General features: G+C 71.4%; 18 protein-coding genes. 7 read left to right on the forward strand and 11 right to left on the reverse strand.

Going from position 1 to position 17,128, the window contains the following annotated elements; genetic code table 11:
- Positions 1–34: 34 nt before the first annotated feature.
- Together dinB and AB0K25_RS22335 are read left to right on the forward strand one after the other, a co-directional pair.
- On the forward strand, positions 35–1,222 hold the full coding sequence (gene dinB / locus AB0K25_RS22330) for a DNA polymerase IV (RefSeq protein WP_357538397.1): 1,188 nt from the start codon (positions 35–37) through the stop codon (positions 1,220–1,222).
- Between the two features lie 46 nt (positions 1,223–1,268).
- Positions 1,269–1,640 (forward strand): hypothetical protein, encoded by a 372-nt coding sequence (locus AB0K25_RS22335; RefSeq protein ID WP_219462142.1) that lies wholly within the window; start codon positions 1,269–1,271, stop codon positions 1,638–1,640.
- A gap of 70 nt (positions 1,641–1,710) precedes the next feature.
- Here AB0K25_RS22335 and AB0K25_RS22340 read toward each other — a convergent pair whose 3' ends face one another.
- Together AB0K25_RS22340 and AB0K25_RS22345 are read right to left on the reverse strand one after the other, a co-directional pair.
- A complete protein-coding gene (locus AB0K25_RS22340; protein WP_357538395.1) occupies positions 1,711–3,195 on the reverse strand; it encodes an SDR family NAD(P)-dependent oxidoreductase in 1,485 nt (494 codons plus the stop codon).
- A gap of 155 nt (positions 3,196–3,350) precedes the next feature.
- Complete coding sequence (locus AB0K25_RS22345) at positions 3,351–3,992, reverse strand: hypothetical protein (protein WP_363822406.1); 642 nt, start codon at positions 3,990–3,992, stop codon at positions 3,351–3,353.
- Between the two features lie 287 nt (positions 3,993–4,279).
- Between AB0K25_RS22345 and AB0K25_RS22350 the strand changes: the two genes are divergently transcribed.
- The 4 genes from AB0K25_RS22350 to AB0K25_RS22365 are packed head-to-tail and all read left to right on the forward strand — an operon-like array spanning position 4,280 to position 6,414.
- Positions 4,280–4,681 (forward strand): YbaB/EbfC family nucleoid-associated protein, encoded by a 402-nt coding sequence (locus AB0K25_RS22350; protein WP_219462154.1) that lies wholly within the window; start codon positions 4,280–4,282, stop codon positions 4,679–4,681.
- Positions 4,668–4,988, forward strand: coding sequence for a type VII secretion target (locus tag AB0K25_RS22355; RefSeq protein ID WP_219462156.1), 321 nt, complete (start codon positions 4,668–4,670; stop codon positions 4,986–4,988). The genes AB0K25_RS22350 and AB0K25_RS22355 overlap by 14 nt, the downstream gene beginning before the upstream one ends.
- On the forward strand, positions 4,985–6,130 hold the full coding sequence (locus tag AB0K25_RS22360; RefSeq protein ID WP_363822409.1) for a WXG100 family type VII secretion target: 1,146 nt from the start codon (positions 4,985–4,987) through the stop codon (positions 6,128–6,130). The genes AB0K25_RS22355 and AB0K25_RS22360 overlap by 4 nt, the downstream gene beginning before the upstream one ends.
- Complete coding sequence (locus AB0K25_RS22365; RefSeq protein ID WP_363822412.1) at positions 6,130–6,414, forward strand: hypothetical protein; 285 nt, start codon at positions 6,130–6,132, stop codon at positions 6,412–6,414. Before AB0K25_RS22360 ends, AB0K25_RS22365 begins: the two co-directional genes overlap by 1 nt.
- A 51-nt stretch (positions 6,415–6,465) precedes the next feature.
- Here AB0K25_RS22365 and AB0K25_RS22370 read toward each other — a convergent pair whose 3' ends face one another.
- From AB0K25_RS22370 to AB0K25_RS22395, 6 genes are all read right to left on the reverse strand, one after another.
- Complete coding sequence (locus tag AB0K25_RS22370; protein WP_363822415.1) at positions 6,466–7,464, reverse strand: hypothetical protein; 999 nt, start codon at positions 7,462–7,464, stop codon at positions 6,466–6,468.
- Positions 7,461–7,739 carry a hypothetical protein gene (locus AB0K25_RS22375; RefSeq protein ID WP_363822418.1) on the reverse strand — a complete coding sequence of 93 codons (279 nt, stop codon included), beginning with the start codon at positions 7,737–7,739 and terminating at the stop codon, positions 7,461–7,463. Before AB0K25_RS22375 ends, AB0K25_RS22370 begins: the two co-directional genes overlap by 4 nt.
- Entirely contained in the window at positions 7,736–8,410 is a 675-nt protein-coding gene (locus AB0K25_RS22380) for a DUF6308 family protein (protein WP_357538379.1), read from the reverse strand. The genes AB0K25_RS22375 and AB0K25_RS22380 overlap by 4 nt, the downstream gene beginning before the upstream one ends.
- 523 nt (positions 8,411–8,933) lie before the next feature.
- The gene (locus AB0K25_RS22385) at positions 8,934–9,881 is read right to left on the reverse strand and encodes a hypothetical protein (protein WP_363822421.1); all 948 of its coding nucleotides are present in this window, start codon (positions 9,879–9,881) and stop codon (positions 8,934–8,936) included.
- A gap of 121 nt (positions 9,882–10,002) precedes the next feature.
- On the reverse strand, positions 10,003–10,884 hold the full coding sequence (locus tag AB0K25_RS22390; RefSeq protein WP_363822424.1) for a helix-turn-helix transcriptional regulator: 882 nt from the start codon (positions 10,882–10,884) through the stop codon (positions 10,003–10,005).
- Entirely contained in the window at positions 10,877–11,149 is a 273-nt protein-coding gene (locus AB0K25_RS22395; RefSeq protein WP_357538374.1) for a hypothetical protein, read from the reverse strand. The genes AB0K25_RS22390 and AB0K25_RS22395 overlap by 8 nt, the downstream gene beginning before the upstream one ends.
- A gap of 115 nt (positions 11,150–11,264) precedes the next feature.
- Between AB0K25_RS22395 and AB0K25_RS22400 the strand changes: the two genes are divergently transcribed.
- Positions 11,265–11,501, forward strand: coding sequence for a GntR family transcriptional regulator (locus AB0K25_RS22400; protein WP_357538372.1), 237 nt, complete (start codon positions 11,265–11,267; stop codon positions 11,499–11,501).
- 24 nt (positions 11,502–11,525) lie between these two features.
- On the opposite strand, the gene AB0K25_RS22405 is transcribed toward AB0K25_RS22400, so the two are convergent.
- The 3 genes from AB0K25_RS22405 to AB0K25_RS22415 are packed head-to-tail and all read right to left on the reverse strand — an operon-like array spanning position 11,526 to position 17,003.
- Positions 11,526–13,112 (reverse strand): serine/threonine-protein kinase, encoded by a 1,587-nt coding sequence (locus AB0K25_RS22405; protein ID WP_363822428.1) that lies wholly within the window; start codon positions 13,110–13,112, stop codon positions 11,526–11,528.
- Positions 13,113–13,122: 10 nt separating this feature from the next.
- On the reverse strand, positions 13,123–13,932 hold the full coding sequence (locus tag AB0K25_RS22410; protein ID WP_219462171.1) for a hypothetical protein: 810 nt from the start codon (positions 13,930–13,932) through the stop codon (positions 13,123–13,125).
- A gap of 23 nt (positions 13,933–13,955) precedes the next feature.
- On the reverse strand, positions 13,956–17,003 hold the full coding sequence (locus AB0K25_RS22415; protein ID WP_363822431.1) for a type I restriction endonuclease: 3,048 nt from the start codon (positions 17,001–17,003) through the stop codon (positions 13,956–13,958).
- Between the last annotated feature and the right edge of the window lie 125 nt (positions 17,004–17,128).

The following is a 17,128-nucleotide window of genomic DNA, read 5'->3' on the forward strand; positions in this document are numbered from 1 at the left end:
ACCATTCTTCGAACATGTGTGCGAGCATGGTTCGGTGTCGACCGGAGCCCGCATCCTGCACGCCGACCTGGACGCGTTCTACGCCTCGGTCGAGCAGCGGGACGACCCCCGGCTGCGCGGCCGGCCGGTGATCGTCGGCGGCGGGGTGGTCCTCGCGGCCAGCTACGAGGCGAAGGCGTACGGCGTGCAGAGCGCGATGGGCGGCCGGCAGGCCCGGCGGCTCTGCCCCGGGGCGGTCGTGGTGCCGCCGAGGATGGCCGCGTACACGGCGGCGAGCCGGGCGGTGTTCGCCATCTTCCGGGACACCACCCCCTGGGTGGAGGGGCTCTCCATCGACGAGGCGTTCCTCGACGTGGGGGGCCTGCGCCGGCTCGCCGGATCGCCGGTGCAGATCGCGACCCGGCTGCGTCGGGTGGTGCGCGAGCAGGTCGGGCTGCCCATCACGGTCGGGGTGGCCCGGACGAAGTTCCTCGCCAAGGTCGCCAGCGGGGTGGCCAAGCCGGACGGCCTGCTGGAGGTGCCGCCCGACGGCGAGCTGGCATTCCTGCACCCGCTGCCGGTGGAACGGCTCTGGGGCGTCGGCCCGGTCAGCGCGGCGAAGCTGCGCGCCCGGGGCATCCGGACCGTCGGCCAGGTCGCCCGCCTCGACGTTCCCGCCCTCGAGTCGCTGCTCGGCGTCGGCGCGGGCGGGCACCTGCACGCGCTGGCCCACAACCGCGACCCACGGCCGGTGCAGGTGGGCCGGCGCAGGTCGTCGATGGGCGCCCAGCACGCCCTGGGGGCCGGGCCGCACTCCCCCGCCGACGTCGATGCGACGCTGGCGGGGCTGGTCGACCGGGTGGCCCGCCGGATGCGGGCCGCCGGCCGCACCGGCCGGACGGTGACCCTGCGGCTGCGGTTCGCCGACTACACCTCGGCCACCCGGTCCCGGACCCTGCGCCGGGCCACCGACCGGACGACACCGCTGCTGAACACCGCCCGGTCGCTGCTGCGCGCCGCCCAGCCCGAACTCACCCGACGCGGGGTCACTCTGATCGGGGTGGCGGTGGGCAACCTCGACGACGCCCCGGTGCAGCCCGAACTGCCGTTCGACGCTGACCGGGACATCGAGCTGGACAGCGCCGTCGACGCCGTTCGGGACCGGTTCGGGGCGGCGGCGCTGACCCGGGCCACCCTGCTCGGCCGTCGCCCCGGCCTGGAGATGCCCCGATTGCCCGACTGATCCGTCGGGGCTTCCCCGGCGCCGCCGGCTCGGGCATGCTGGATCGATGGGAGAGGTACTGCCGATGCCCAGCTTCGGTGACCTGTTCACCGACGTACGGAGCGACGAACGGACGATGCGGGTCAGCTACCACCCGGAACGCGGAGCAGTGGTGCTGTCCCTGTGGAGCGGCGTGACGTGTCGGGGTTCGTTCCGGATGGCCCTCGACGACGTGTCCCGGCTGCACGGCCTGCTGGCCGAGATCGGGGCCTCGCTCGCCCCGACCACGGTGCTGCCGGCCGTCCCGCCCGCCGGTGGGCCACCCGGCCCGGTCGACGCCGCCGCCCGGGTCGCACCGAGGTCACCGGTCGTCGACCAGACCGGCGACATCTCGGGCACCACCCACCGGGGCGTGCTGCCGGTCCCCCGGGTCGCCTGACCCCGGAGGCGGCCGTCCCGGGCGCGACCACGGCCCGGCTGCGGGTCGGTCCGCCCACCGCTACCGCCGCTCACCAGGCGCAGGGCGCGTAGTCCTTGAGGAAGCAACCGTAGAGTTCCTCGCCCCGCTCGCCCCGGACGATCGGGTCGTACACCCGGGCGGCCCCGTCGACCAGGTCCAGCGGGGCGTGGAAGCCCTCGTCGGCAAGGCGCATCTTCGTCGGGTGGGGACGCTCGTCGGTGATCCAGCCGGTGTCGACGCTGGTCATCAGGATGCCGTCGGCGCGCATGTCCTCGGCGCTGGTGCGGGTGAGCATGTTCAGCGCCGCCTTGGCCATGTTGGTGTGCGGGTGCCCCGCCCCCTTGTAACCCCGGGCGAACTGCCCCTCCATCGCCGACACGTTCACCACGTACGACCGCCCGGCCGGTGCGGCGGCCAACGCCGGCCGCAGCCGACTGACCAGCACGAACGGGGCCGTGACGTTGCACAGCTGCACCTCGAGCAGCTCGACCGGGTCGACCTCGTGCACCCGCTGCACCCAACTGTTGGTGTCCCCGAGGTCGGGGGCGAGCCCACCGGCGTCGATGGCGGTGGCGGCGGCGATCCGCTCCGGCGTGGCGGACCGGCCGGTCAGCGCCAGCGCGGTGAGGGCATGCGGGGCGATGGCGGCCGCCGGCACGGTCCCGTCCGGCAGCGCCAGGGTGACGCCCCGGCCACCGGTGAAGGTGAGCAGCTCCGGCAGCGGCCCCTCGGGCAGCGCCGCCGACTCGGCGGCGACCAGGTGGGCGTACGCGCCGGGGGTGCGGCGTACCGTCTGCGCGGCGTTGTTGATCAGGATGTCCAGCGGGCCCTGCGCGGCGACCGAGTCGGCCAGCGCCACCACCTGGGCGGGGTCGCGCAGGTCGATGCCGACCACCCGCAGCCGGTGCAGCCAGTCGGCGCTGTCCGGCATGGCGGTGAAGCGGCGGACCGCGTCGTGCGGGAACCGGGTGGTGATCGTGGTGTGCGCGCCGTCGCGCAGCAGGCGCAGCGCGATGTACATGCCGATCTTGGCACGTCCCCCGGTGAGCAGCGCCCGCCGCCCGGTCAGGTCGCACCGTGCGTCGCGGCGCTCCCGGTTGAGGGTGGCGCAGTCGGGGCAGAGCTGGTGGTAGAACGCGTCGACCTGGCGGTAGCGGGTCTTGCAGATGTAGCAGCCGCGCGGGTTGATCAGGGTGCCGGCGGAGTCACCGGCGGTCGGTGAGGCGAGCGGGATGCCCTTGGTCTCGTCGTCGATCCGGCCCGGTGCACCCGTGGCGGTGGCGGCGGTGACCGCGCGGTCGTGGGCCAGGACGCTCTCCCGCCGCTCCTCGCGTCGCCGCTGCTTCACCATCTTGAACAGCCGGGCGGTGGCCCGCTGCACCCGTACCACGTCCGGGTGGTCGCTGGGCAGCGCCTCCAGCGCCGCGAAGACCCGCAGCGCGACCGCCAACTCGTCCTGGTCGACACCCGGGGTGCCGGCGTCGCGCCCCCGGCTGCCGGCGTTGCCCGATTGTCCGACGTTGTCCACCGTCATGTCCGCTATCGTCCCGCCCTGCCATCCGGGGCCGACCGCCGGCCCGACCCGGGAACTCTACGCACCCGGGGCGGACCGGCGCGACGCGCGGGGCTCGGCGTCGGCGGCGAGCTGGGCCACGGCCCCCGTCCGGGGCCGCAGCCGGAGCCCGCCGGTCAGGGCAGCCTGATGCTCCTGGTGTTCGGGAAGCTGTAGGGGCAGGACGCCGAGGACCCGGTGCCGACCACGACATAGCCGGCCGGGATCGGCGAGGCCGAGCAGATGGTGGTGATGCCCGTGGTGGACGGGGTGGTGATGGTCCAGGTGTTGGGGAAGCTGTACGGGCAGGACGCCGACGACCCCTGCGCGATGATCACGAAACCGGACGGCAGGGTGGACGCCTTGCACATCACGCTCGCCGAGCCGGTCGGCGGGATCTTGATGGTCCAGGTGTTGGGGAAGCTGTACGGGCAGGACGCCGACGAGCCCTCGGCCAGGATCACGTAGCCGGTCGGCACGGCGGAGGCCTTGCACATCACGGTGGTCGAGGTGGTGGAGGGCGTGGTGATCGTCCACGTGTTGGGGAAGCTGTACGGGCAGGACGCCGACGAGCCCTCCGCGATGATCACGTAGCCGGCGGGGATCGGCGAGCTCTTGCAGATCGTGGTGGTCGCGGCGCTGGCCGGCGTCGCGACGGCGAGCGTGGCGGCGACCCCCGCGACCAGCACGGCGAGCAGGGCCAGGACGGCATGCAGCGGGGTGGTCGTCCCCGGGCCCCGCCGCCGCAGCAGTGGGCTGATCCGCTCGGTCCAGTTCATGCAGAGGTCCCTTCGTTCAGGCGCGTGACTACCGAGGGCATCGTCGCCGGCACGCGCTGTGAGCATAATGGACGGTGTGGCACCCCCGGACAACCCCCGGATCGTCGCGCCCCAGTCGGGAAGCCGACTCGACACCCCGGGTCGCGGCCGTCCGCCGAGACCGGCTCCGACGGGACACTGCCTTGCGTAACCGGTTGGTACGGTATCGGTGACCACGGTCCGCCGTTGACCGAGGCGTCCCGGCCAGGCCGGGCCGGCGTCGGTGACTGTCCCCCGGGGAGGGTGGAATGTGGGCGGATGAGGCTGCCCTGGACGCGGCGACCCGCCGCCTCGACGGGTGGGAGGCATCGTTCACCGACCGGGCGGAGCGGGCGCAGCGCCTCGCCGCACAGGTGCAGACCCTGACCGGCACCGCCCGCAGCCCGGACCGGACCGTCGAGGTCACCGTCGACCCCACCGGTCTGCTGGTCGACCTGCGGCTCGACGAACAGACCCGGCGACACTCCGCAGCCCACACCGCCCGGCAGATCATGGCCACCGCCCACGCCGCGCGCACCGACCTGCTGCGGCAGCTCACCGAGGCCACCACCCGGGTCCTCGGTGCCGACGACCCGACCGCCCAGGCGATCATCGCGTCGCACCGGCAGCGGCTCGACCCCGGCCAGGACACCCCGGATGCTCACCGGTGACGGCATCCGGGTCGATCCGGACGACCTGACCACGCACGCCGCCCACCTCGACCGCCGCGCCGACAGCCTGGACACCGCCCGACAGGCCGGCGACCACGTCCGGCTCGACGCCGATGCGTACGGGCAGCTCTGCGCGATCATGCCGACGCTGCTCGGCGGCCTCCAACGGACCCTGGTCGACGGCGTCGACACCGCCGCCGGATCGGTCCGCGACACCGCCGGCAAGCTCCGCCGCAGCGCCGAGAGCTACCGGGCCGCCGACACCCGCGCCGCCCGACAACTCGACCAGATACGGAACCGTCGGTGACCGGCAACCCGCTGGTCGCCACCGCGTCGGACGCCGGCCCCAGCGCATGGGCCGGGATCTGGATCTGCGAGGACATCGAACTCATCGCCCAGGGCGTCCGCACCGGCAGCTGGATCGACGGCAGCCTCGGCGTGGTCAGCGCCGGCCTGGACGCCCTCGCCCTCGTCTCCGACCCGGTCGGCGCGCTGCTCCAGTACGGCATCGCCTGGCTCATCGAACACGTCAAGCCCCTCAGCGAGGCCCTCGACTGGCTCGCCGGTGACCCCGCCCAGATCACCGCCCACGCCCAGACCTGGCGCAACGTCGCCGCCGCCCTGCGCGCAGACGCCGTCGAGTTGACCCACGCGGTGCGTACCGAGGTCGCCGGCTGGGGCGGCGACGCCGGCACCGCCTACCGGGCCTGGGCCGCCGGGCAGCACCAGGCGATCACCGGCCTCGCCCGGGGCGCCGACACCCTCGCCGCCGCCACCGAGGGCGCCGCCGGCCTCGTCGCCGCCGTCCGGCTCCTCGTCCGCGACGCCATCGCCGCCTGCGTCTCCCGCCTCATCGTGTACGCGGGCGAACTACTCGCCACCGGCGGACTCGCCACGCCGTGGGTGGTGGAGCAGGTGACCACGCTGGTGGGCTCGTGGGCGGCGCGGATCGCCCGGCTGCTGCGCGGGTTGCTGGCAAGCCTGCGGCGGTTGCTGCCGGAACTGCGCCGCCTCGGCGACCTCATCGAGAAACTCAAGCAGGCCCTCAACCGGCTCCGGCACGCCGACCCCGCCGCTGATGACCTTAATCGAGTACGAGCCAAAGGCCACGGGCCCCGGATGCCCATGACCCTGGAGTCGGTACAGCAGGTCGCCACAAAATACAGCATCGACGTATCCAGCATTCGCTTCAACATCAACAACCGGATCTCAGGCGTGTGTGGGGTGACCAGACCCGATCAGTCGGTCATGCTCTGCCGCGAGGCATTCCGCAGCGAGGAGGATCTGGCCCGGACCCTTGAGCACGAGAAGTTCCACGTGTCGGAGCTCCGCGACGGCCGTCCCTACCCCACCACCCGTGACGAGGCCGACGCCTTCGAGGACCGGGCATATGCCCATGAGGAACGATGGTGGAACGACCATCCAGTAAGGCCAGAGGGAGTGCGTTGATGGCAAGCTTCGACGAGTGGCTGGACGCGTACGACGTCGTGTACCGCGCCCTGCCGGCCCCCTCCGATCTTCCGTGCCCGAACTGCGGGCATCAGACGCTGCGCCTGGCCTTCACCGCACCCCCAGGAACTCGACACGGCTACGCCTCGTTCTGGTGCGACACCTGCCTAGAGGGAATCCACCTCTCCAGGGCACCCATTCCCGACGGAGTCACGGCACTCTCCCTTGATCTGCCTGCCGGGGAACGCACCCGGGGCATCCCCAACTACCGCCTCATCACGTAGCACCCTCAGGCAATCCACTCACCATTCCACTCGCCCGGTAGAACAGCGAAATCACCGGGCACTGTCCCGTGTCGTACCGGGGGTGCTCGTGAAGCTGTCGGTCACGTCGATTCCGTCACGCAGGTAGTCGCCGAGCCTGATCCGTACTCCGTTCCGGACCACTTCGGTGCCCGCGCCGAACGACTCCGGCATCCGCCGGGTACGCCACCAGCGCAACGGCTCCCCCGCGGCCCGTTTCTGCCGCTTGAGGACCGCCTCCGCCTCGATGACGTCCGCGTGCCGACCCTCGACGACCTCCACCAGTTGGGCACCGGCACGCAGGTGTTGCCGTACCCGGCTCGCCCCGCCGACGCCGAACTTCAGCAAGCCGCGGTGCCGCACCAGATACAGCAGGTACGGCGTGTCCCGCAGCGCGGCGAAGGTCCGGTCGTCGGGCTCGGGTGGGCACTGGGCGCAGGTGCGGTCACGCAGCCGTTGCCACGAGTCGCAGCGCAGGTGCAGGCCCCAGATCCCGTGCGAGTAGGGTGCCTGCCGTTCGCCGTACCACGGTAGGCCGTGGACGTCGCCGGCCAGGTCGATCCAGCCGTCGCGGCGGTGCCGGTCGAGTTCCTCGCCGAGGGCGATCGCGGCCTGGAACTCGGCGGCGGCCCGGGTGGGGATGGTGTCGATGGCCGCCAGGCCGGCGAAGTGGCGTACCTGGTCGGCGAGTCCGGGTTCGTCCGGTAGCCGGGCCAGCAGGCGGTTGCCGGCGGCCAGGCTCAGCCCGGCGGACCGCTCGTCCAGGCAGATGTGGCACCGGGTCCGCCAGCCGGTACGGCAGACCCGGAGGCTGCCACACGCGCGGCACTGGTAGACGTCGACGCTATGGTCGGGCAGCAGACCGAGCGGTTGCATCTGGTCGGCGATCAGATCCGCGCAGGGTCGGCAGTGGGCGAACCAGGCGGTGTCCGGGCCGCGCTGACGGGTGTTCGCCCGCCCGTGCACCACCTCACCGCAGTTGACGCAGATGCACTCCGTGGGTCGGCTGGCCCTCGACCGTCGCGTCGTCATCCGCCGGTGCCGGCGGAGCGCCGGTTGCGGGCCCGATGGGCACGGGCCGCCTTGGCCTGTGGGGTCCCGCCCCGGCCGCCTTCTGTCCAGGACACCTTGCTGTAGTCGTCCCAGCGGGCGTCGAGTGCAGCCGCCTTCACATGCCCGTCCGGGGTGACGGTGAAGTCGCAGCCGACCGCCTGCATCTGCAACCACACCGCGTTGACGATGTCGGCGTACCGGCCCGGTCCCACACCCCGGAGGCGTACGGTGAACTCCCGCTCGTCCTGGCTCATGGCCGGCGGATTCCCGCGCAGTGGTTGCTGCTGTGCTCGTGGCGGTGCCGCATCCAGAACACCACGTCGAGGACGCGGAGCATACTCACCGCCTCGGGCAGGACCGCCTTCTCGTGCAGTGCCCGAAGCCGCTGCCCCAACACGCCCTCCTCCTCACGGAGCATGCCGTGCAGCCACTCCCAGAAGCCGGTGCCGGTGCGGTAGGCGCAGGACACCACCGTGTCGTACACCGGCACCAGCTTCGGACGCTTGCGGGCGAGCACCTTGCCGGCGATGACCCATCCGATGCCGTTCGTGTCACGCAGCGCCCGCCACGCAGCGTCCGCGGCACCGCCCGCCACCACCAGTGGGTACGCCTCATCGGTGCCCAGCGCGACGTCGACCGGAATCCTTGCCAGGTCGGCGGCGATCCGTTCACCGGGCTGCCCCTGCAACAGGTCGAGTGCCTGCCGTGGGGGCACCCGTACACCGAGCAGTTCCACCGCGACGAGGTCTTCGGCGGTGATGGTGCCGGCCGTCTCGGGGCGGCTACCGCCACCACCGAGTTGGTCGAACTGTCCGCCGGTGAACGCCGCGTCGCCGGTGGCCAGGTAGTAACTGTGCAGGTCGGAGACCGACCGGGGATCGTCGAGCACGGCCAGCATCTCGGCGAGAGTCAGGGGTTGCGGCACGTTTCTCCTTCGAGGGCTCGTGCTCACCAGCAGCGAACGACAGGTACGAGAGTCGGCAACACAACCAGATCGACGACCGGTGGGGCAACACCACGGCAGGGCACCGCCCTCGCTCGTGAACGGCCGAGGAGAACGCCGCCGCAGTCCTCGCTCACCTGCGCTTTCGTACCGTCAGCGAGACCGGGGAGCGGGCGCACATCGCCATCCGCGTCGATGGCGACCGCCGCCGCGTCAGAAACACGACAACCAGCGGGGCGGGGATCACGCGGCTCGTTGCCACCTCCGGCGATGGTCGAGCAGCCCTACCGGATGCCCGCACGAACGGACGATGCAGGTCCGGCTCTCGTGGGCGTGCTCCCGGCGAGCGGTTCGACCTACCGGGCCCGACTCGGTTCGACCGACGTGAGCGAGCGGGACGGGCCGGAGCAGATCGGGGCTGACCGGGCGACGGGTGGTTTGAGGTACCTGGGCGGCCACGAACGATGCGACGATCAGCACGACCGCGCGGGGCTCGTCGCCGCCGTCAGCGGAGCCCTCCGGCGAAAGGCGTCGACCGCCACTGGTCGAGCATGCCGCCGAGGGCGTCCGCCAGCATCGGCAACTGGGGGGCCAGGGCGAGACAGGCGACGCCCCGCAGCATCCCCACCGCCGTCACGAAGCGCAGCACGCCCTCGTCGAGCTGCCGCATGTCCCGAAGCTGCGCCGCACTCCGGTAAGCGGCTTCCCCCTCCGGACCGACGCCGACGACGTCCCACTCGACGGGTCCCAGCGTCACCATCTCGAAGTCGGCGTAGCGGTATCCGTCCACCCCGGCGACCATGTTCACGACCGGGGAGTCCCCGTGGACGGGTTGGAGGTCGACCCCGGGAAAGGTCTTCTCGAACAGTTCGCGGGAGCGTACGAGTGGTGCCAGCACCTGCCATTCGCGGCGGGCGCGGTCCAGGTCGGCCGGGTCGATGAGCTCGGGCTGGCCGTCGAGCGCGACGAGGCCGTCCTCGACGAACTGCGGTTCGGCGGCGGACAGGAACGACAACTCACCCGGGTAGTGGCGCAGCGCGGCGTGCAGTTCGGGGACGAGGCCGCAGTTCGCCACGTAGTCGGGTTCCCCGTCCGGGGCCAGCTCGATCAGCTGCCAGAACGTCATCGAGAAGCCGTCGTGTCGGACGGGTTCGCGGGGCACGAGGGGGCTGGGCGGAATGACCGGCACGCCCCGCTCGGTGAGCCATGCCGTCACGTCCAGTTCCGCCCGCTGCCGACCGGCCACACTGTCGAGGTCCGCATAAGCGGGCAGGACCGTGGGCACCCGGGCCACGACCGGCGACGGCGCGAGGTGCACGACCACGGAGAAGGCTTCGTAGAGCACGCGGGCGTCGGTCACGTCGAGCCCCCGGGCGCGTCCGGCGTGGACGGCCGCGTCGACCGCACGCCGGGTCCGCTGGGCGATCTGCTCCGGGGTCAGGAAGCTCTGCATACCCCCATCCTTCCTCACGCACCCGACGGGTCGGGGTCTCCGTCGGGTGCGCCGACGACACGAATGCCGGTGTGCCTCACCGGCACGATCCTCGTCAAGGCTCCACGGTCATCGGGGCCGGTCAGCCGGGGTGCAGCTCCTCGCCGATCTTGACGATCAGCCGGCGTGACTCCTCCTCGTCCAGGGCCACCCCGTCCAGGCCCGCCCAGACCTGCTCGTAGGCGGCCCACTCCGCCGGCCGGTCGAGGTAGAGCGCCCCGGTCAACGACTCCTGGTAGACCACCGGCGGGTCGGGGTCGGCGCGCAGGCCGAGCGGGAATTCCAGCAGGACGAACGAGCCGGTGAGCGCCCCGTCGTGCGCCCCGGCGGCCAGCGGCAGCACCCGGATCGACACCTGCGGCAACCGGCTCACCTTCGCCAGGTGCCGGAGCTGTCCGGCCATGGCCGCCGCGCCGCCCACCTCCCGCAACAGCGCCGCCTCGCAGAGCAGCACCTCGTAGCGCGGCGGTCGGGGCAGTCGCCGTCGGAGCAGGTCCTGCCGCCGCAGCCGCGCCTCGACCGGCCGTTCCCGCTCGTCGTCGGTCGCGCCGGGCCGGTGCGGGCAGGTCGCGGCGGCGTACGCCCGGGTCTGCAACAGGGCGGGGACGAGCGCCCCGGCGTGCTCGCGGAGCCGGCACGCGGCGGACTCCAGGCCGCCGTAGAGGTCGAACCATTCGGGTACGGGGTCCCCGTACGCGTGCCACCAGCCCCTTCCCCGCGTCTCGCCGGCCAGCGCGACCAGTGCGGCGGTCAGCGCGCGCCGCGCCCCATACAGCTCGCACATGGCCCGCACGTCGACCCCGCGCACCATGCCGAGGCCGCTTTCGATGCGCCACATCTTGTGCCGGCTGCACTCCAGCGCCTCGGCCGCCGCGTCCAGCGTCATGCACGCCTCGGTGCGCAACTCCCGCAGCACCCGTCCGAGGTGCCGACGCGGCACCGACGAGCCCGTGACCTCAACCATCGGAACCCTCCCGACGCCGCTGGCGGGGCAACCGTGCCCGGTAGCGGTCCGCGCGCTGGTTGGGCACGTCCCCCGCCCGCCGCCGCGCCGGCCACTCGTAGACGGTCGCGCCATCGCACCGCGACGTCGCCACCCCATCGGGTACGACGCCCTCGACCGTCCTGCGCCGCCAGCGCCCCGGATCGTCCCCGTCGGGCACCACCTGCGCGGTCAGGTCCACCGCGACCGTCCCCGACCGCAGAAACCACTTCCACCGCCTACCCATGCCGCCTCCCCTTCATGACCCACGCAAGTTTACAACCAAACAAGCTATTCAAGCCATAGACTTTAAACAAGGCATAGGTTGCACCACGTCAAGTCGGCCGTGATGGAGTCGGCGCATGGTGCCGTACGTGCCGCTGTGGCGAAGGATCCGGCAGGACATCCTGGACCGGATCAGCGCCGGGATCCTCAAGCCCGGCGACAAGCTGCCGACGACCAGGGAGCTCGCCGACCAGTACGACACCTCGGGCGTGACCGTCCGGAAGGCGATCGACATCCTGATCGAGTCGGGCGTCTTAGAGGGCAGGCAGGGCATCGGTGTCTTCGTCGCCGGTTCGCCGCAGCAGACCTCGTAGCCCGCTGCGGCGCGAATCCGCATGTCAGGGGCTCGTGCTGCCGTCTCCGAGGCGGTCGAGGTTGGCGAGGAGCGCTTCGATCTCGGCGGCGGCCGGTGCCTGCGCGCCGTACCGCCCGCGCACGTCGCCGAGCAGGTCTTCGAGCTGCCGCCTGGCGTCGGCCACGGCACCGATGCCGGCGGCGAGCGCAGCGATCTGCTGACGGAGCTCGAACAGGTCCGCCGGGTCCGCCACCGCCTGCCGTTGCTCTGCGAGCAGGGAGCGCAACTCGGTCAGCGCCGCCGTAGCCTCGCCCAGCTCGACCTGACACACCGCCGCCTGTTGCCGGCATCCCCAGATCAGCTCCTGGTCCGGTACGGGACGCTGCCGTAGGTCGCCGACGAGCCGCTGGAACTCGGGCAACGCCTGGCGGTAGGCACCGGCGAGGACGTGGAGGTTGGCCAGGTTCAACCGCAGTTCGAGGATTCTCGGCAGCTTGACCTGCCCCTTCGGAACGTTCCGCAAGGCCGTTTCGAGCAGCTCGGCAGCCTGGGTGAAGCGCTCCTGCTCGGCCAGTTCCCAGGCCCGGTCCTGCGCCTCGGCAAGCTCCTCGAACGAGGGTGGCTGGACGCGGTCCACCGGCACCGGCCGGGGCACGACGTCCCGCCGGGCCGGCGGCAGCGGTTCCTGTTGCGGCACCGGGCCGAAGGGGTAGCGGTAGGGCAGGGTCGGGTCCACCACCTGCCCGTCGGCGACGGTGACTGCCAGGTCGGCCGCGATCTCCGGCGCGACGCTGCCGAAGGGCATCAGGATCTCGTACACCTCGGCGGCTGACGCCGGCCGGTGCTGTGGGTCCTTGGCCAGCAGGTGGGTCACGAGTCGCACCAGCCCGTCGGGCACGCCGGCCCGGTGCTCGGCGACCGACGGGACCGGGTCGTTCAGGTGCCGGTGCAGCATGCCGAGGGGACTGTCGGCCCGGTAGGGCGGGCTGCCGGTCAGCAGCTCGAAGAGCACGCAGCCGAGCGCGTACAGGTCGGCGCGCGGGCCGACCACGCTGCTCATGGCCTGCTCGGGCGCCATGTAGGTGGGGGTGCCCAGGGTGTGCCCGGTGGCGGTGAGCCGGGGGCCGTCGGTGGGGCCGAGCAGCGCGGCCACCCCGAAGTCGAGCACCTTCACCGTGCCGGTCGGGGTGACCATCAGGTTCTGCGGTTTGAGGTCCCGGTGCACGAGGGACGCCACGTGGGCGGCGGCCAGCACCGAGCAGATCTGGGCACCGATCGCGGCGGACCACGGCACCGACAGCGGGCCACGTTCGGCGATCAGGTCGGCCAGCACCATGCCCGGCACGAGTTGCATGACGAGGTAGATGTCGTCGCCGTGATAGCCGACGTCGTGGACGCTCGGCACCCCCGGATGGTCGAGCCGGGCGGTGACCCGGGCCTCCCGCATGAAGCGTTCGACCGCGTTCTCCCGCTCGCTCTCGGGGACGGTGAGCTGCCGGAGGAACTTGATCGCCACCGGCCGGTCAAGCTTCTCGTCGAACCCGGCCCACACCTCCCCCATCCCGCCGTGGCCGACCGGATAGGTCAACTCGTACCGGTCCGCCACCCGCTCCTGCGCCCGCATCAGCATCCCGCCGTCGTCACGGTTGCCGGTGCTCGTCGTCGGTGGGCTCGGCTCCGCCGTCGTACAGCTCGGCCAGTTCCCGGTACGCCTCCTGGCCCGCGACCAGGGCGTCCTGGTCGTGTTCGGCGTTCTCGCCGGCGACGGCCGCGAGTTCGAGGGCGGTCTGTAGCCGGCCCAGTTCGCTGCTGACCTGCGCCCATCGGCCCCTGGCCACCTCGCGCTGCGCGGACAGGGCGTCGGCGGCGCGGCCCGTCGCGGGTATCGGCTGCTGCTGGCTGCGGGGTGCCGGCGGTCGCAGGTGGTCCCGACGACTGAGCACGTCGGCCCCCACCCAGAGTGCTTCGGCGAGTGACTGGCCGCCTTCCACCGGATCGACCACGTCGGACAGTGCGGGCAGCGTACGCCCGGCACGTTCGGCCAGTTCGACGAGACCGAAGAACGCATGGCGCGACTCGATCGAGGCGATGGTCCGGTGGATCTGTGGGAACTTCGCGATCTCGGGTGCGACCACCCGGGCCGGTGCGGGTTTCGACAGCACCACGGTCAGCCCGATGCCCACCGTCAACGCGATCAGGAAGAAGATCACCATGATCGGTGCCTGCCACAGGCACAGCCCGAGGGTGAAGAGGAAGACCAGTGCGGCGAGCACCACCAGTCCGACGACGTTCGTGCCGGCGGATGCCACCGGCACGGCCCTCAGGTCGGTGACGTTCCCCCACTCGCGCCGCAGCGACGCGCCGGAGAGTTTGAGCGGGGCGAGAGCCACCACGGTCTGCGTGTCGTCCGTAGCGATCCAGACCTGGAAGGGGTGGTCGGACGGGGGCACCCGTCCTCCTTTCACAGACGCGGTCAGGCGATGCCCTTGCGGCGGCGGATCATCTGGTACGCCTGCCGGCGGGCGAACTGGTTGAGCTGGGAGCGCAGGCTCTCGTCGTCGAGGTAGCGCTGCATGAGCTTGCCGTTGTCGTCGTGCCGGGACAGGATCACGTCCTCGATCCGCCGGTCGCAGACCACGCCGAAGTTGCTCTCGTCGTTGACCATGGCGGCGGCTTCGAGGGTGCCGTCCTCGGCCAGGGCGACGATCTGCTGCTCGACCCAGACCTTGTCGGCCTCTCCGAGGCCGATGCCGAACCGGTCGTTGAACGCGTCGATCAGCTCGGAGAGTGCCACCCGGTCGGGGTCGTTCTGCGTGCCGACCGCCCCGCCGAGGAAGCCGGGCAGCATCTGCTCACCTTCCGGCGACAGGGACGCGTCGTGCTCACCGGTCTTGCTGACCCGCAGGTGGGTCAGCTGCACCTCACCGATGTCGACGGACGGGTCCTGCTGGCGGGGCAGCCGGTTGAGCAACGCCCGGCCGTACAGGTAGAGCCGTTCCAGGTCCTCGTCGTGGTAGGGCACGACCTGGCTGAGGAACGCGTACATCCGGGTGTAGTCGCGCAGCGCGGACCGGAAGCCGGTCGCGGCCTCCGGGTCCTGCTCGGCCAGGGCCTTGAAGCGGTCGACTGCCGGTTCGGTGAACCGGTAGAGCGCGGCGTGCGCCCGTTGCAGGCCGGTGTCGGTGGTGGCCTTGGCTTCGGCGGCGAGCAGCGCCTCGGCGTACGCCTGCATCTCCGACTCGACGAGCACCGGGTAGCCGGTCACCGCGTGCTGCGCGGTGTAGAGCAGGTTGGGGTCGGTGGGGGTGGTGGCGGCGGTTTCGAAGTACGGCCGGAAGTGCGCGGCGACGTCGCCGGCCTCGTTGACGAAGTCGAGCACGAACACGTCGCCCTGGGTCTTGAGCGGGTGGGTGCGGTTGAGCCGGGACAGGGTCTGCACGGCGGCCACGTTCTTGAGCAGCTTGTCGACGTACATCGTGGTCAGCAGCGGCTGGTCGAAGCCGGTCTGGTATTTCTCGGCCACCACCAGGAGCCGGTATTCCACCGCCTGCTTGGCCCTGGGCGTGCCGGCGTGCCTGTCGTCGGCGGCGGTGTAGGCGAAGCGGTCGGTCAGTTCGCCCTCGCCGAAGCCGTTGACCCGGGCCTCGGTGTATTCGACGCCGTCGACCTCCAGCTCTCCGGAGAACGCGACGAGGGAGCCGCAGCCGGCGTAGCCGTGCAGTTCGACGTACTTCCTGATGGCGGTGTGCAGACGGACCGCGCCCTCGCGGGAGGCGGTGACCACCATGGCCTTCGCGCGCCCGCCGAGGCGCGGCGCGGTGTGCTTGAGGAAGTGCTCGACGATGATCTCGGCCTTCTGCGCCTGCATGGTGGGGTGCAGGCTGGCGAAGCGGGCGAGCTGCGCGCCGGCCTTCTTCGGGTCGACCTCCGGGTCGTCGGGGTTGGCGTTGGCCAGTTTCCAGTACGACTTGTAGGTCAGGTAGTTGCGCAGCACGTCGAGGATGAAGCCCTCCTCGATGGCCTGCCGCATCGAGTAGGTGTGGAACGGCTGGGCGTCGCCGGTGACCGGGTGCGGGGTGCCGAACAGTTCAAGCGTCTTCGCCTTCGGGGTGGCGGTGAACGCGAAGTACGACAGCGTCTGGTGACGTCCCCGGGCCAGCGCGGACGCGGTGAGCAGGTCGCCCGACTCGTCCACGTCGTCGCTGCCGAGCCGGAGCAGTACCTTCTTCAACGCGGCGGCCGAGTCACCGGACTGCGACGAGTGCGCCTCGTCGACGATGACCGCGAACCGCTTGCCGCGCAGCCCCTGCACCTGGTTGAGGATGTAGGGGAACTTCTGCATGGTGGTGATGACGACCTTGGCGGTTTCGCCCTGGAGGGCGGCGGCGAGCTGGGCGGAGTCCTTGTCGATCCGCTGCACCACACCCGGCACGTGCTCGAACTGGAACACCGTGTCCTGGAGTTGCCGGTCGAGCACCACCCGGTCGGTGATGATGATGACCTTGTCGAAGACCGCCTCGTCGGGGTGCAGCCCGGTGGCGCGGGCGTCCTCGTCGAGGGTGTGCGCGGTGTGCAGGCTGGACAGCCGGTGCGCCAGCCAGGCGATGGTGTTCGACTTGCCCGACCCGGCCGAGTGCATGACGAGATAGTTGTGGCCGGAGCCGTGCCGGGCGGCGTGCTCGGTCAGCCGGGTCACCGCGTCCCACTGGTGGTAACGCGGGAAGATCAGCGCCTGGGACTCCCGGTCGGTGTGCAGGTACCGGCGGATCAGGTCCAGCCAGGTGTCCGGGTGCCAGATCTGCTCCCACAGGTAGGAGCTGCGGTAGCCGCTCGCCCCGACGGGCGGGTTTCCGGCACCGCCGGACACCCCCGGCCCGTTGGACCCGGTGTTGAACGGCAGGAACCGGGTCTTCTCCCCCGCCAGCTTCGTCGTGACAAAGACCAGGTCAGGATCGACGGCGAAATGCACGAGGGTACGCCGGGCGAAGAGCAGTTCCTTCGGGTCGCGGGTCCTGCGGTACTGCTCCTTGGCGTCCTCGACGGTCTGCCCGGTCAGCGGGTTCTTCAACTCGGCGGTGGCCAACGGGATGCCGTTGACGAAGAGCACCAGGTCGAGGGTGTTGTTGTTGCTTGTCGAGTAGGCGAGCTGCCGTGTGACGGTGAGCCGGTTGGCCCGGTAGAGGGTGAGCGCGTCGTCGGTGATGGCGTGCGCGGGCTTGAAGTAAGCAAGCCGGATCAGCACGCCCTTGTCCTTCACGCCACGGCGGAGGACGTCAAGTGGGCCACGCTCATCGAGCTGCCTGGCGAGGTACTGCGTAAACCCCCGCTGCGCCACATCTGGATCGTTCCCGTGGTACGCCAGCAGCCGCGCCCACTCCTCCGGCTGCGTGTCCCCGACGAACGCGAACAACTCGGCGGTGTCGAGACCGAGCGATCGGTGGTAGTAGCCAGGGAAACCAGCCAGCCATCCGGCGTGGTGCAGCGCAGTCTCGATCGCCGCCTCAAAGGACCGTTCACTCATGCGATATACATTTCCATAGAGAGAGAATAAGACATCCGACGATGGAATACTGCTGGGTGCTGACACGAGCGCGGCGGCTCGGGCGGACTAGGTGCTGAGCAGGAACCAGCACCGGCTATCGCAGG

It is taken from the genome of Micromonospora sp. NPDC049257, from assembly GCF_040678915.1.
Lineage (GTDB): Bacteria > Actinomycetota > Actinomycetes > Mycobacteriales > Micromonosporaceae > Micromonospora > Micromonospora antibiotica.